This is a genomic window from Janthinobacterium sp. HH102, assembly GCF_001758625.2.
GTDB lineage: Bacteria > Pseudomonadota > Gammaproteobacteria > Burkholderiales > Burkholderiaceae_D > Janthinobacterium.
This window is the reverse complement of sequence record NZ_CP062062.1, coordinates 5,930,669-5,945,281: the sequence shown is the minus strand read 5'-3', so window position 1 is coordinate 5,945,281 and position 14,613 is coordinate 5,930,669. Positions and strand designations below refer to the sequence as shown.

Here is a 14,613-nt window from a genome sequence, read left to right as displayed (position 1 = left end):
CCGCCAGCCTTTTTTTGAATTCAAAAGCAAGCGCCGGAGTGTGGCGCGCGCGGGTGCTGGCTATGCTGGTGACTTATTATTGATTTGCACGGAGTTCGCCATGGAACACGCTTACCTGACTGACGATGAACGCTGGGACGCCCTGCAGCGGCGCGCGCCCGATGCCGACGGCGTCTTTTATTACTCGGTGCGCACGACGGGCGTGTATTGCCGCCCTTCCTGCGCGGCGCGTCCCGCCTTGCGCCGCAACGTGGCTTTTCACGCCACGTGCGAGCAGGCGGAGGCGGCCGGTTTCCGCCCCTGCCTGCGCTGCAAGCCGAACTTGCCGCCCCTGGCCCAGCGCCAGGCGGCCATCGTGGCCGACATCTGCCGTTTGATCGATGCCAGCGACGAGCTGCCCGACCTGGACGCGCTGGCGCAGGCGGCCGGCATGAGCCGCTTTCACTTTCACCGCGTCTTCAAGGCGCACACGGGCATCACGCCGAAAGCCTACGCGGCGGCGCGGCGCGGCGAGCGCCTGAAGGCCGGCTTGCAAGGCGCGGCGAACGTCACGGAAACGTTATATGCGGCCGGCTTCAACTCCAGCGGCCGTCTGTATGCCGCCACGCCCGGCTTGCTGGGCATGACGCCGGGCGCATTCCGTGCCGGCGGCAGCGGCGCCGTGATCCGCTTTGCCATCGGCGCCTGTTCGCTGGGCGCCATCCTCGTGGCCAGCACGGACAAGGGCATCTGCGCCATTTTGATCGACGACGACCCGGAACTGCTGCTGCGCGACTTGCAGGACCGCTTTCCGCAAGCCGAGCTGCGCGGCGCCGAGCCTGACTATGAACAGACGGTGGCGCAGGTGGTGGGCCTGGTCGAGGCGCCGGCGATCGGACTGGACTTGCCGCTGGACGTGCGCGGCACCGTGTTCCAGCAGCGCGTGTGGCAAGCCTTGCGCGAAATTCCCGCCGGCAGCACGGTCAGCTATGCCGAGCTGGCCCGCCGCATCGGTGCGCCGAAAGGCGCGCGCGCCGTGGCGGGCGCCTGCGCCGCCAATGCCCTGGCCGTCGCCATCCCCTGCCACAGGGTGGTGCGCAACGATGGCGCCTTGTCCGGTTACCGCTGGGGCGTGGAACGCAAGCAGGCGCTGCTGGAACGCGAGGGCGAACGGTGAGGGCGCTCGATTGGCGGCAGATCGAGGATGAGCTGAATCAATATGGCTGCGCCGTCGTGCCGGGCTTGCTCAATCCTGCGCAGTGCGCGGCGCTGGCAGCGCAGTATGACGATGCGTCGCGCTTTCGCAGCCGTGTGGTGATGCAGCGCCATGGCTTTGGACAGGGCGAGTACCAGTATTGGGCGCATCCGCTGCCCGATGTGGTGGCCGGCCTGCGCGAACAGCTGTACGGACCGCTGGCGGCGATTGCCAACCGCTGGCACGCCAGCATGGGTCTGGAGACGCGCTTTCCCTCCAGCCACGCCGATTTCCTCGCGCGCTGCCATGCGGCGGGGCAAACGCGGCCCACGCCCTTGCTGCTGCGCTACCGCGAAGGCGATTACAACTGCCTGCACCAGGACCTGTATGGCGAGCACGTGTTTCCGCTGCAGCTGGCCGTGCTGCTGTCGCGCCCGCAGGACGATTTCACGGGCGGCGAGTTCGTGCTGACGGAGCAGCGCCCGCGCATGCAGTCGCGCTTGGAGGTCGTGCCCTTGATGCAGGGCGACGCCGTGATCTTTCCCGTGGCGCAGCGCCCCGTCAACGGCAAGCGCGGCAGTTACCGCGTCAACATGCGCCATGGCGTGTCGCGCCTGCGCTCGGGCATGCGCCACACCCTGGGCATCATTTTTCATGATGCGAGCTGAACGGTAGGTGCGGCGCTTGAGTTTCCGCAATTACATGGCATGATGGTTACTCCCTGTCACTTCTCACTGTTGCCATGTCCGCGTTGCTCCGCCTGTTGTGCCTGTTGATCATCTTCCTGCTGCCCGCAGCCCATGCGGACGAGGGCGCATCCTCGCTCGTTGCGGAAGCCGCGACCGCCATCGCGCCGTCGCAGGCCGCCCCCGTCAAGACGGCGCCATTGATGTTTGCCAACCGCAAGGTATTCGTCTTCCGCGCCGCGCTGGCCGGCTATCCGCCCGATGAACGGGCCATCGGCGCGCAGCGCCGCCTGGAAAGCGTGCTGGCGAAAAACGGTCCGCTGCAGGCGAGCACGCGCATGATTCCCGAAGGCACGCAAGTGCTGCTCGACGGCGTGCAGCTGTTCGTCGTCGTGCCTGGCGACGTCAACCAGCTGGCCGGCGATACGACGGAAAGCGTGGCGAAAACGGCGGCCGGCGAGTTGAGCAAGGCCGTGCTCGACTATCGCGAGCAGAGCAGCTGGCGCTACCTGGCGATCGCCGCCGCCGTGTGCGCGGCCGCCACGCTCGTGTTCTGGCTGGTGTGGATGGGCTTGACGCGCTTGTACCGCTGGGCCAAGCGCCGCAGCGGCATCCTGCTCGCTTCGCGCCTGCGCGACGTGCGCCTGAAAAATGTGCGCGTGCTCGACGCCGAACACTACATCGCCTTCGCGTATCAACTGCTCAGCGCCGTGCTGTGGGGCTTGCGCCTGATGGCCACGTATCTGTGGGCCGCCTTCGTGCTGGGCCGCCTGCCGTACACGCGCTCGTGGGGCGAAAGCCTGAGCGGCTACCTGTTCGACGTGGCGGCCGACGTCTTCCACGCCATCATCGGTGCCTTGCCGGGGCTGGTGCTGGTGTGCGTGATCTTCGCCATCGCGCGCCTGATCGCCGCCACGGCCGCTTCGCTGTTCAAGCGCGTGGAAAGCGGCGAATTGCAGATCGGCTGGCTCGACAAGGACACGGCCCTGCCCACGCGCCGCATCGCCAGCGTGGTGATCTGGCTGTTCGCGCTGGCCATGGCGTATCCGTATTTGCCCGGTTCGCACACGGCCGCTTTCCAGGGGCTGTCCGTGCTGGTGGGCTTGATGGTGTCGATCGGCGCGTCGAGCATCGTGGGCCAGGGCGCCAGCGGCCTGATCCTGATGTACACGCGCGCCCTGCGCAAGGGAGAATATGTGCGCGTGGGTGACTGCGAAGGCACCGTGGTCGAGTTGGGCATGTTCGAGACGCGCCTGCGCACGGGCCTGGGCGAAGAGGTGGCCTTGCCGAACGCCTGGGTGATGTCGCAAACGACCAAGAATTATTCGCGCGCCCAGCCCGGCGGCGGCTTCGTGCTCGACTCCACCGTCACCATCGGCTACGCCACGCCGTGGCGGCAAGTGCACGCCATGCTGGAACTGGCGGCGTCGCGCACGACGGAACTGTCGACCACGCCGAAACCGTACGTGATGCAGCTGGCCTTGCAAGATTACTACGTGCAATACCGCCTCGTCGCCTACGCCAGCGCCGAAGTCCCCCGCCAACGCGCCGAAGTGCTGAACCGCTTGCACCAGAACATCATCGACGTCTTCAACGAATTCGACGTGCAGATCACCTCGCCGCACTACATCGACGACCCGAAAGAGTCGCAGGTGGTGCCGCCCGGTGAATGGTTCAGGGCGCCGGCGAAGCGGGTGGAGGAATCGATTGAGGTGGTTCCGCCCAAGTCTTGAACGCGAGGCGTGGTCTGTACGTGACGGATGCAATGGCACGCGCTATCTTGGTTTTTCCTCGGGAGCGCAGGTATTCTTGCCATTTGTCAGCTGAATCACCTGGAATCCCCCGGCGGGTGCCGCGAGCAGGCAGAAATCTGCCGAGTAGCGCGAAGTGGGATCGGACGCGGATGGCGGCCTTCCCAGGAAGGATACGCCATACACTTTTCCCGCCACCAGCGGCGCGGCGGCGCTGCTCTCGGCCCCCTCGGGAGCCTTGCCATAGCGCACGCATCCCTTGTTTGGCAGACGATAGCTGGGATCGCCAAACGAGGCATTCGGAAACATGACCGTCCATACATCTTTCCAGCCATTCGGCCCAGCCGTGCTGATCGTCAGCATCTTCAGGCTGACTGGCCCCCTTGAGCGTTCCTCTTCGCTGGCAATTTTGAAGCAGGGAAGGCCCGCCTCCGTCATGACGGCGGCAGTGCCCATGCGCGACCACGCCGAGGCATCCATGCTCGTCAAGGTCGCCAGCAGACAAAGAATAAGGTGGCGATGATTCATGGCATGCCTTGCGTTATCGGGAAGAATTTCTGGCTGGGCACGTATCATCCATCCAGGCCTGTGTATCGCTTTTGATGACGACGAGGCGTGGCTTGGCAGAGACCTGCTGTACGAGACAGAACTTTGCCACATATCCATAGGTTGGATCGGCAGGATCGGCTGGCCTGCCATTCAGAAATACCTCGTACACCCTGCCGGTCTTCAATTCAGGCGCGGGCACGGCGTCGGCATGTGCCGGAATATTCCCATAGGGAATGCAATTTGTTGAAGACAGCGGAATTTTCTTACCGTCCGTCATGAGAAACCCCCATATTTCCGTCGTTGGCTTGACCGTCACGTCGGACACGCTCAAGGCGCCGAGGAAGGGCTGGCCGTTGCGCCCCTCTTCCTGTTTGGAAATGCTAAAGCAGGGCACGCCATTGACCGAGGTAACTTCGGCATCGGCCATGCGTGAGCGCGCGTAGCCGTTCATACTTGAGAGCGCGAGCAGTATGAACAGCGTTGGATTGATGCTAGCGGGGCGTTGGGCAGACTTCATCGATCCAGGCCTGCATGTCGCTGTTGATGGGAATGATTTGCTGGCCGCCAGTCGCCGTAGTTTTCACGCAGAATTTGCCTTGATAGCCATAGGTTGGATCGGACGGATCTTTGGGGCTGCCATTCAGGAACACATGATAAAAATGCCCGGGCATCAGTTTTTCAGCGCGCATGCCCGTCGCACCGGCAGGCACGATTCCATAGCGGATGCATATGCTGGCGCGGATGGGTAGCGGCATCTCTGGAGGCATGGAGAATCCCCATACTTCTTTTACTGGTTGCACGGACATGTCTGAAACCATGAGTGCGCCAAGAAATGGCAGGCCATTGCGCGTCTCTTCCTTTTTTGTAATGGAGAAGCACGGCATGCCGTTGCCAGAGTGAATGAGGGCATCAGCGATGCGCGACCACGCCGAGGCATTGATAGTCGTCAGCGTGGCAAGCAGGAATAGCAGTGTGTGACGATATGGCATGGCGATCCTTGCACTATCTGATGTGCGAATGCTCCGGGCAACTATCCTGTTTCCACGCTGGCGTGTCGCTGCCAATGGCGATGATTTTTCGTTCACCAGTGGCCGTGGCTACTATGCAAAACTTTCCCATGTAGCCATAGGTAGGGTCTGCAGGATCATTTGGTCTTCCATTGAGGAAAATGCTGTAGACCCGTTCTGTGTGCAGTTCAGGGGCGGGCATGCCGTTCGCTCCTTGGGGAAGGTCACCATACCGAAGGCAGCTTTTTGACGAGAGCGGTACTTTTTTTCCACCAGTCATATAAAAACTCCACACACCAACGACGGGCTTTTCTGACAGGTTTGAAATGCTGAGTGCTCCCAGGAGTGACTGGCCGTTACGCTGTTCTTCCGTCTGCGAGATTGTGAAGCAGGGGGTGCCATTCACTGAACTGATTTCAGCATCGGCGATGCGTGATGTTGCACAGGCATGCAGACTGAGGAACATGAGCAATATGAACAGGGCATTCTGCTGCAAGGACATCATGTTTTTCCTATTTCTGAACGGGGCAGATTTCATCTATCCAGGCTTGGCTATCTCTGTCGATACGAAGAATCTTGCGCTCCCCGGAGATGCCGGTGATTAAGCAAAATTTCCCGACGTAGCCGCGAGTAGGATCTGAAGGATCGGCTGGCCTACCGTTCAGGAAGACGTCATACATGCGCCCCGTTTTCAGCGGCGGCGCTTTGGGCGGCTTGACCTCTGCCTTTGCTGGAGCAAGCCCATACAAAAGGCAGGACTTGGCATGCACAGGAATAGTTGCTGTTCCCGGTAAAAGAAAAGACCATACTTTGACTGCGGGCTTGGCGGATACATCTGTCAGTACGACCGCACTAATCTGCGGAAGCCCGTTGCGTGCTTCTTCTTGTTGCGAAATGGTGAAACAGGGAATGCCATTTTTTAGCTGTACTTCCGCGTATGCCATGCGGGAGGTGGCCGAGGCACTCATGCAGGTCATCAAGGCGAGTACCAATAGGCTCTTGTGGCAGATGGGCATTATTGGCCTTTTTGTGCTGGGGTGTTTGCCGGGCAAATTTCGTCTATCCAGGCCTGCATATCGCGTTTGATGGGAATGACCTGTTGACCACCGTTAGTTGTCGCGATGAGACAGAATTTCCCTTTGTAACCACGGGTCGAGTCAGACGGGTCATCCGGCCTGCCATTCAAGAAGACGCTGTACATCCTGCCTGTTTTCAACATCGTCGCGGCAGTCGATTCGGCTCCTGCTGGTACTTGGCCATACAAATAGCAGGTTTTTGCATGCATGGGTAGGGGCGTCGCTCCAAGGAGAATGAAGGACCAGACCTCTACAGGCGGCTTTATGGAGATATCGTAAACCATGAGTGCGCCCAGCATTGGCGTTCCATTGCGGCGTTCTTCTTTTTTTGAAATGGTAAAGCATGGTATGCCTTTGAAAGCGCTAATCTCGGCTTCGGCCATGCGCGACCACGCCGAGGCATCCATGCTCGTCAAGGTCGCCAGCAGACAAAGAATAAGGTGGCGATGATTCATGGCATGCCTTGCGCTATCGGGAAGAATTTCTGGCTGGGCACGTATCATCCATCCAGGCTTGTGTATCGCTTTTGATGACGACGAGGCGTGGCTTGGCAGAGACCTGCTGTACGAGACAGAACTTTGCCACATATCCATAGGTAGGATCGGCAGGATCGGCTGGCCTGCCATTCAGAAATACCTCGTACACCCTGCCGGTCTTCAATTCAGGCGCGGGCACGGCGTCGGCATGTGCCGGAATATTCCCATAGGGAATGCAATTTGTTGAAGACAGCGGAACTTTCTTACTGTCCGTCATGAGAAACCCCCATATTTCCGTCGTTGGCTTGACCGTCACGTCGGACACGCTCAAGGCGCCGAGGAAGGGCTGGCCGTTGCGCCTCTCTTCCTGTTTGGAAATGCTAAAGCAGGGCACGCCATTGATCGAGGTAACTTCGGCATCGGCCATGCGTGAGCGCGCGTAGCCGTTCATACTTGAGAGCGCGAGCAGTATGAACAGCGTTGGATTGATGCTAGCGGGGCGTCGGGCAGACTTCATCGATCCAGGCCTGCATGTCGCTGTTGATGGGGATGACTTGCTGGCCGCCATCCGCCGTAGCTCTCACGCAGAATTTTCCTTGGTAGCCATAGGTTGGATCGGACGGATCTTTGGGGCGGCCATTCAGAAATACGCTATAGAAATGTCCTGGAATAAGAATTTTTGGTTTAATTCCTGTAGCAGTAGGGGGCAAATCTCCATAACGAATGCACGAATCTGCATGGATTGGAATAGGCCAATCTGGAGGTACAGAGAAAGACCATACCTTCTTGACGGGTTGAACGGACAGATCGGAAACGATTAATGCCCCGAGCATTGGTGTGCCATTGCGTGCCTCCTCCTTTTTTGTAATGGAAAAGCACGGTATTCCGTTTGAAGTAGTGACGACAGCATATGCCATACGTGAAAAGGCGGATCCGTCAGGGGATATCGAATAAAGGCTCATGGTCGATATTATTGCCAGGAAGATTTTTTGGACTTTTTCGATTTTTAAAGAAATCACCGAGTACCTCTTCAAAAGTTTTTTGAGAGTTCTTATATTTCTGTTGGACCATTGCTTCAGTAGAATCTAAAAATTTCAGCACAAAGTAGTCTGCAATTAAATCTCCTTGAGCTTCCATATTGTGATCGGCCAGTTTTTGATTTGCTAGCAAAATGTATGTATAGTCCAGGCCGAGACGAATGGCACCACGTATCTTTACTGGATAGTTGAGTTGATACTGCCAAATATGAACCATTTCGTGGATGAACCAATGCTTCCGATGATCATCCTCCTTTGAGAAATCCTCCCGATACTCCGACTCATGAAAATATATCTCCCCATCCGGCGTCATGGCCACGTTCTTCGGCTGTAAACCGAACCACAAATACGGTTCGCCATGCACCTTGACCTTGCCATAGTCGATCGCATCCTGGAACAGCATCCACGCCATGTCGATCTCGCCCCTGGTCAGCGGGCGAACCTTGTCCTTCACTTTCACCTGCTTGACGGACGAACCGACGTCCTTGTCGGTCGTCTTGATGCCTTCCAGCGGGACGAGCTTGACGGCTGGCGCCGCGTGTTTCGGGGCGGCGGCGCAGCATGGCGATTTGTCCGCGTGCGGCAGGAATTCGGCCTGGGTAATTTGCTCTTCCCGCTTGCTGGCGATGCGCCCCGTGCGTCCCTTCGCATCCGTCGTCCCCGTCCACGTTTCGCCATTGCTCAAGGTGAGCCGGTAGTCGGCGTGCGCCAGCGGCACCTTGTTTTGCGAGACGAATTCCAGCTGTTCGTCGTAGCCGCAGCACCAGCATTCGTCGGGCTGGCCGGCCAGGCGGTGCAGTTCGCAGCCGCTAGTCGCGTTGCGCAGGGTGGCGCCCAGCACGGGCTGGCCGTCGGCACTGAAGGTGACGATCATGCTGTCGAAGCGCGCGCCCAGGCTTTTCTTTTGGTGGGCCACGAGCTTGAAGAACACGTCGCACGCGGTGGTGCTGATGACATGGTGCCTGGCCATGGAACCTCCTCGATAAAACGCCAGCGTAGGCCAGCGGCGGCGGGGAGGTATTGACTGGGCGCAATGCTTGGGCGCTTGCGTTAAGATGCCGGGCGTCGCAATGAAAAGATACAACGAACAGAAAGAGAACCCATGTCCAGCACCCCCCATACTGAAGCATCGCAAGCCGCCCTCAGCCTGGCTGCCGCCCTGATCGGCGACCCGTTTTACCGCGCCGTCACGGTGGCCTGCGGCGACGACGAAGCGGCGCGGCTGGCCATGCTGGAAGCCTACTTCGCGCTGGCGCTGGCCGAGGGCGAGCAGGCGGGGCGCGTCGACCTGGCTGACGACGGGGGCAATGGCGCCGCCATCTGGACGACGGATGCGCCGGCAGCCCAGCGTCAGGCCGCCTACGCGCAGCGCGAGGATGCCTTGCGAGTGCTGCTGGGAGAGCAGGGCTACACCCATTTCACGGCCATCGTCGGGAACATGGAGCACGCGCTGGCGCCGCATGCCCTGCAGGACGCGTGGTATCTGTCGATCGCCGGCATCGCCCCGGACGCGCAGGGGCGGGGATTGGGCGCGTCCGTGCTGGCGCCTGGCCTGGCGGCCGTCGATGCGGCGGGCGCCGCGTGCTTCCTGGAGACCTACAACGAGCGCAGCCTGCCGTTTTATGCCCGCCTGGGCTTCGTGGTGGCAGGGCGTTATGCGGAAGCCGTCACGGGCTGCGATTACTGGCTGATGCTGCGGCAACCCACTGCTGCCTGATTGACCATTTTGCCAATTTCTATACACTCGTCTTTTCACTCATTTATTAAAAGACCTGGAGATGGAAATGCCGACCCTGCCACTGCGCCGTACCCTGCTCGTTCTCGCCTGCCTGGGCACCTTGGGCCAGGCCCATGCCGACACGGTCATCGACAATGCGAATGGCTACACGCTCGACGCGAATGGCAAGGTGGTGCGCTTCACGGCGCTGGCCTTTGACGACGCTGGAAAACTCCTTGCCGTCGGCAGCGCCGCGCAGGTGAAGCGCAAGGCGGCCAAGGGCGCCCTGCACGTCGACGTGCGGGGAAAAACCGTGTTGCCCGGCCTGATCGACGCGCACGGCCACGTGTTCGGCCTGGGGACGATCGCCAGCGGCGTGATGCTGTACGGTTCGTCGTCGCTGCCGGCCGCCGTGCAGGCCGTGGGCGACTTCGCCCGCGCGCATCCCGAGCGCAGCTGGGTCGTCGGCAGCGGCTGGAACCAGGAAATCTGGAAGCTGGGCCGCTTTCCCACGGCCGCAGAACTCGATGCGGTGGAAAGCGCGCGGCCAGTGTGGCTGCGCCGGGTCGATGGCCACGCGGGCTGGGCCAACAGCCGCGCGCTGGCGCTGGCCGGCATCACGCGCGCCACGCAAGACCCGGCCGGCGGCAAGATAGTCCGCGATGCGGACGGCAACGCCACCGGCGTGCTGGTCGACAGCGCCATGGACTTGATGGACGCCGTGCTACCCAAGCCGGGCGACGTGGATAACCGCGCCGCCCTCGATGGCGCGCTGGCGCAGCTGTCGCAGGCGGGCCTGACCAGCGTGCACGATGCGGGCATCGGCCAGATGCAGGACCGGCTGTTCCGCGACTACGCGGACCACGGCAAGCTGACGGTGCGCGTCTACGGCATGATTGCCGATACCACGGAAGATTTCGACGCGCTGTCGAAAAGCGGCCCATTAAAAAGCTATGCGCGCGACATGTACGCCTTGCGCGCCGTCAAACTGCTGTCCGACGGCGCCCTGGGCAGCCGCGGCGCGGCCCTGCTGGCGCCGTACAGCGACGATCCTTCCACCCGCGGCCTGCTGTTCTACAAGGACGCCGCCATGCGCGCGAAAATGGAAAAAGCCATGCGCGCCGGCTACCAGGTGAACGTGCACGCCATCGGCGACGCGGGCAACCATCAAATCCTCGACGGCTACCAGGCCTTGACCGCGCAATACCATAGCGTGGGCCTGCGCCACCGTATGGAGCATGCGCAGGTGGTGCAATTATCCGACATCCCCCGTTTCAAGGTGCTGGGCATCGTCCCTTCGATGCAGCCCACGCACGCCACGTCCGACCAGAACATGGCGGAGCAGCGCGTGGGCCACGAGCGCATCAAGGGCGCGTATGCGTGGCGCACCTTCCTCCAGCAGGGTTCGCGCATTGCCTGCGGCTCCGACTTCCCCATCGAGTCGCCGAATCCGTTCGAGGGCATCCACGCGGCCGTCACGCGGCAAAACAGCGAAGGTTTCCCTGCCGACGGCTGGTATCCGCAGCAAGCCATGACGGTGACGGAAGCGCTGCGCTGCTTCACCTTGGACGCGGCCTGGGCGGCGCACCAGGAAAAGGTCATCGGCACGCTGGAAACGGGCAAATGGGCGGATTTCATCGTCGTCGACCAGGACCTGTTCAAGGTGTCACCAGCCGCCATCGGCAAGACGCAGGTGCTGCAGACGTGGGTGGCGGGCAAGCGCGTGTTCGAGAAAAAATGAGGGCCGGGGTCAGACCCGTCGGGTCTGACCCCAAAAGAAAATCTGTTGACTTGGTTGTATAGACAACCTATGCTGGGAGTACCAGAGCGGGCCAGGTACGCCCGCTCGCACCCTACGAGGAGACAGCATGAACAGCACAATGGACACCGATCCACGCTTTGATGCCAGCCGTACCATCCGCGCTCCGCGCGGCACGGTCATGGCTTGCAAGAGTTGGCAGGCCGAGGCGGCCTACCGCATGTTGCAAAACAACCTGGACCCGGAAGTGGCGGAAAATCCGCAGCACCTGGTCGTCTACGGCGGCATCGGCCGCGCGGCCCGCAACTGGGCCTGTTTCGACCAGATCCTCGCCTCGCTGCGCGAACTGGAAGACGACCAGACTCTCCTGATCCAGTCCGGCAAGCCGGTGGGCGTGTTCCGGACCCACGCGGATGCGCCGCGCGTGCTGATCGCGAACTCCAACCTGGTGCCGAAATGGGCGAACTGGGAACACTTCAACGAACTCGATCGCCAGGGCCTGTTCATGTACGGCCAGATGACGGCCGGCAGCTGGATCTACATCGGTACGCAGGGCATCGTGCAGGGCACGTATGAAACCTTCGCCGAGGCGGGCCGCCAGCATTTCGGCGGCGACTGGGCCGGGCGCTGGATCCTGACGGCGGGCCTGGGCGGCATGGGCGGCGCGCAGCCGCTGGCCGCCACCATGGCCGGCGCCGTTTCGCTCAACATCGAATGCCAGCAAAGCAGCATCGATTTCCGCCTGCGCACGCGCTATCTGGACAAGCAGGCGGCCAGCCTGGACGAAGCTTTGACGCTGGTCAAATACCATACGGAGCGCAAGGAAGCCATTTCGATTGGCCTGCTGGGCAACGCGGCCGAAGTGCTGCCGGAACTGGTGCGCCGCGCCAAGGCGGGCGGCCTGGTGCCGGACCTGGTGACGGACCAGACGTCCGCGCATGATTTGGTCAACGGCTACCTGCCGCGCGGCTGGAGCGTGTCGGACTGGAAGGCGGCGCAGCAGGACCCGCAGCGCCACGCGCGTCTGACGGTGGCCGCCGCCGATTCCTGCGCCGCCCACGTGCAAGCCATGCTCGATTTCCACGCCATGGGCGTGCATACGGTCGATTACGGCAACAACATCCGCCAGGTGGCGTTCGACCAGGGCGTGCAGAACGCCTTCGACTTCCCCGGCTTCGTGCCCGCGTATATCCGCCCGCAGTTCTGCGAAGGACGTGGCCCGTTCCGCTGGGTGGCCCTGTCGGGCGACCCGGAAGACATCTATAAAACGGATGCGAAGATCAAGGAGCTGTTCCCGCACCACAAGCAGGTGCACCACTGGCTGGACATGGCGCGCGAGCGCATCGCTTTCCAGGGCCTGCCGGCGCGCATCTGCTGGCTGGGACTGGGCGAGCGCCACATCGCCGGCCTGGCCTTCAACGAGATGGTGCGCACGGGCGAGCTGAAGGCGCCTATCGTCATCGGCCGCGACCACCTGGACACGGGTTCCGTCGCCAGCCCGAACCGCGAGACGGAAAGCATGAAGGACGGCACGGACGCCGTCTCCGACTGGCCGCTGCTGAACGCCATGCTGAACACGGCCGGCGGCGCCACCTGGGTCTCGCTGCACCATGGCGGCGGCGTGGGAATGGGGTATTCTCAGCATGCGGGCATGGTCATCGTGGCCGACGGCACGGAAGGGGCGGCGAAACGCCTGGCCCGGGTGCTGGTCAACGACAGCGGCTCGGGCGTGATGCGCCATGCCGATGCCGGCTATGAAACCGCGGCCGCCTGCGCCAAGCGCAACGGCCTGATTCTCCCCATGATGAAGTGAAAGCGAAGATGACACAGCACGCCAAAAGTTGGACCCTGAAGCCGGGCGCGATGACCCTGGGCGACCTGCGCGCCGTCTGGGCCGCACCCGCAAAACTGATCCTCGCCGCCGAGGCCTATCCCGTCATCGAGGCGTCGGCCGCCGCCGTGCAAGCCATCGTTGCCAAGGGCGATGCGGCCTACGGCATCAACACGGGTTTCGGCCTGCTCGCCAAGACGCGCATCCCCGATGAAAAACTGGAGCAATTGCAGCGCAACCTGATCCTGTCGCATTCCGTCGGCACGGGAGAACTGCTGTCGGACGCCGTCGTGCGCCTGATCATGCTGATGAAGATCGGCAGCCTGGCGCGCGGCTTTTCCGGCGTGCGCCCGCTGATCGTCGATACCTTGATCGCTCTGTACAACGCGGGCATCATGCCGGCCATTCCCGCCAAGGGCTCCGTCGGCGCCTCGGGCGACCTGGCACCGCTGTCGCACATGACCCTGGCCATGCTGGGCGTGGGCGAGGTGCGCGTCAACGGCGAATTGATGGCGGCGCCCGAGGCGCTGGCGCAGGCAGGCATCGCGCCCGTCGTGCTGGCGGCGAAAGAGGGCCTGGCGCTGATCAACGGCACGCAAGTGTCGAACGCGCTGGCGCTGCATGGCCTGTTCATGGCCGAGCGCCTGCTGGAAGCGGCCATGGTCACGGGCGCGCTGTCGCTCGATGCGGCCAAGGGCAGCGATGCGCCGTTCGACACGCGCGTGCACGCCGTGCGGGGACAGCCGGGGCAGATACTGGCCGCGCAGATGTACCGCCAGCTGGTAGCCAACAGCGCGATCCGCGCCTCGCACCTGGAAGGCGACGAGCGCGTGCAGGACCCGTACAGCCTGCGCTGCCAGCCGCAAGTCATGGGCGCCTGCCTCGATCTGATCGGCAACGTGGGCCGTACCCTGCTGATCGAAGCCAATGCCGTCACGGACAATCCGCTGATCTTCCAGGATGGCCCCAACGGGCAGGCGGAAATCGTCTCGGGCGGGAACTTCCATGCCGAGCCGGTGGCCTTTGCCGCCGACACGCTGGCGCTGGCGATCGCCGAAATCGGCGCGCTGGCCGAGCGCCGCATCGCGCTGCTGATCGACGCGACGCTGTCCGGCCTGCCGCCGTTTCTCGTGCGCGATCCGGGCGTCAATTCCGGCTTCATGATCGCCCACGTGACGGCCGCCGCGCTGGCGTCGGAAAACAAGTCGCTGGCCCATCCGGCCAGCGTCGACAGCCTGCCCACGTCCGCCAACCAGGAAGACCACGTGAGCATGGCCACGTTCGCCGGGCGCCGCCTGGACGACATGGCGCACAACACGGCCGTCATCGTCGGCATCGAACTGCTGGCCGCCGCGCAGGGCATCGATTTCCACCGTCCGCTGAAAACCTCGCCGCACCTGGAGCACGTGCACCACCAGCTGCGCCAGAAAGTGCCGTTCTTCGACGCCGACCGCTTCTTTGCGCCCGATATCGAAGCGGCCAAGCAGATGGTGTTGCAGGGTGAATTGAGCAGCACCTGCAAGAATTTGTTCGCCCCGCTGTACGCTTAA

Annotated in this window: 16 protein-coding genes; 7 read left to right on the top strand and 9 right to left on the bottom strand. The window is 62.3% G+C overall.

Features of this window, described 5'->3' with window-relative positions; translation table 11 throughout:
- Window positions 1-100 precede the first annotated feature (100 nt).
- The 3 genes from ada to JAB4_RS27055 all read left to right on the top strand — a co-directional run bounded on the left by ada (window position 101) and on the right by JAB4_RS27055 (window position 3,593).
- The gene (ada, locus tag JAB4_RS27065) at window positions 101-1,156 is read left to right on the top strand and encodes a bifunctional DNA-binding transcriptional regulator/O6-methylguanine-DNA methyltransferase Ada (protein WP_070224302.1); all 1,056 of its coding nucleotides are present in this window, start codon (window positions 101-103) and stop codon (window positions 1,154-1,156) included.
- Entirely contained in the window at window positions 1,105-1,842 is a 738-nt protein-coding gene (locus tag JAB4_RS27060; protein WP_343216264.1) for a 2OG-Fe(II) oxygenase, read from the top strand. Before ada ends, JAB4_RS27060 begins: the two co-directional genes overlap by 52 nt.
- A 74-nt stretch (window positions 1,843-1,916) precedes the next feature.
- Window positions 1,917-3,593, top strand: coding sequence for a mechanosensitive ion channel domain-containing protein (locus JAB4_RS27055; RefSeq protein WP_070224204.1), 1,677 nt, complete (start codon window positions 1,917-1,919; stop codon window positions 3,591-3,593).
- 42 nt (window positions 3,594-3,635) lie between these two features.
- Here the strand turns inward: JAB4_RS27055 and JAB4_RS27050 are convergent, their stop codons facing one another.
- The 9 genes from JAB4_RS27050 to JAB4_RS27010 all read right to left on the bottom strand — a co-directional run bounded on the left by JAB4_RS27050 (window position 3,636) and on the right by JAB4_RS27010 (window position 8,726).
- Window positions 3,636-4,139: a hypothetical protein gene (locus JAB4_RS27050; protein WP_070224205.1), complete on the bottom strand. Its 504-nt coding sequence runs from the start codon at window positions 4,137-4,139 to the stop codon at window positions 3,636-3,638.
- Window positions 4,140-4,152: 13 nt separating this feature from the next.
- A complete protein-coding gene (locus JAB4_RS27045) occupies window positions 4,153-4,677 on the bottom strand; it encodes a hypothetical protein (RefSeq protein WP_070224206.1) in 525 nt (174 codons plus the stop codon).
- Complete coding sequence (locus JAB4_RS27040) at window positions 4,652-5,149, bottom strand: hypothetical protein (protein ID WP_139143575.1); 498 nt, start codon at window positions 5,147-5,149, stop codon at window positions 4,652-4,654. The genes JAB4_RS27045 and JAB4_RS27040 overlap by 26 nt, the downstream gene beginning before the upstream one ends.
- A 13-nt stretch (window positions 5,150-5,162) precedes the next feature.
- Entirely contained in the window at window positions 5,163-5,672 is a 510-nt protein-coding gene (locus JAB4_RS27035) for a hypothetical protein (RefSeq protein ID WP_070308411.1), read from the bottom strand.
- 7 nt (window positions 5,673-5,679) lie between these two features.
- On the bottom strand, window positions 5,680-6,135 hold the full coding sequence (locus JAB4_RS27030) for a hypothetical protein (RefSeq protein ID WP_139143574.1): 456 nt from the start codon (window positions 6,133-6,135) through the stop codon (window positions 5,680-5,682).
- 47 nt (window positions 6,136-6,182) lie between these two features.
- Window positions 6,183-6,698 (bottom strand): hypothetical protein, encoded by a 516-nt coding sequence (locus tag JAB4_RS27025; RefSeq protein WP_070224208.1) that lies wholly within the window; start codon window positions 6,696-6,698, stop codon window positions 6,183-6,185.
- Between the two features lie 13 nt (window positions 6,699-6,711).
- Window positions 6,712-7,146, bottom strand: a complete 435-nt coding sequence (locus JAB4_RS27020; RefSeq protein WP_070224209.1) for a hypothetical protein — start codon at window positions 7,144-7,146, stop codon at window positions 6,712-6,714.
- A gap of 64 nt (window positions 7,147-7,210) precedes the next feature.
- Window positions 7,211-7,681, bottom strand: coding sequence for a hypothetical protein (locus JAB4_RS27015; protein ID WP_139143573.1), 471 nt, complete (start codon window positions 7,679-7,681; stop codon window positions 7,211-7,213).
- On the bottom strand, window positions 7,656-8,726 hold the full coding sequence (locus JAB4_RS27010) for a hypothetical protein (protein WP_139143572.1): 1,071 nt from the start codon (window positions 8,724-8,726) through the stop codon (window positions 7,656-7,658). The genes JAB4_RS27015 and JAB4_RS27010 overlap by 26 nt, the downstream gene beginning before the upstream one ends.
- A 132-nt stretch (window positions 8,727-8,858) precedes the next feature.
- Here JAB4_RS27010 and JAB4_RS27005 point away from each other — a divergent pair, with 132 nt between their 5' ends.
- The 4 genes from JAB4_RS27005 (at window position 8,859) to hutH (ending at window position 14,613) form a co-directional block, all read left to right on the top strand.
- Window positions 8,859-9,473, top strand: a complete 615-nt coding sequence (locus JAB4_RS27005; RefSeq protein WP_070224211.1) for a GNAT family N-acetyltransferase — start codon at window positions 8,859-8,861, stop codon at window positions 9,471-9,473.
- A gap of 67 nt (window positions 9,474-9,540) precedes the next feature.
- Window positions 9,541-11,214, top strand: a complete 1,674-nt coding sequence (locus JAB4_RS27000) for an amidohydrolase (RefSeq protein WP_083287008.1) — start codon at window positions 9,541-9,543, stop codon at window positions 11,212-11,214.
- A gap of 127 nt (window positions 11,215-11,341) precedes the next feature.
- Window positions 11,342-13,045, top strand: a complete 1,704-nt coding sequence (gene hutU, locus JAB4_RS26995; protein WP_070224213.1) for a urocanate hydratase — start codon at window positions 11,342-11,344, stop codon at window positions 13,043-13,045.
- Window positions 13,046-13,053: 8 nt separating this feature from the next.
- On the top strand, window positions 13,054-14,613 hold the full coding sequence (gene hutH / locus JAB4_RS26990; RefSeq protein ID WP_070224214.1) for a histidine ammonia-lyase: 1,560 nt from the start codon (window positions 13,054-13,056) through the stop codon (window positions 14,611-14,613).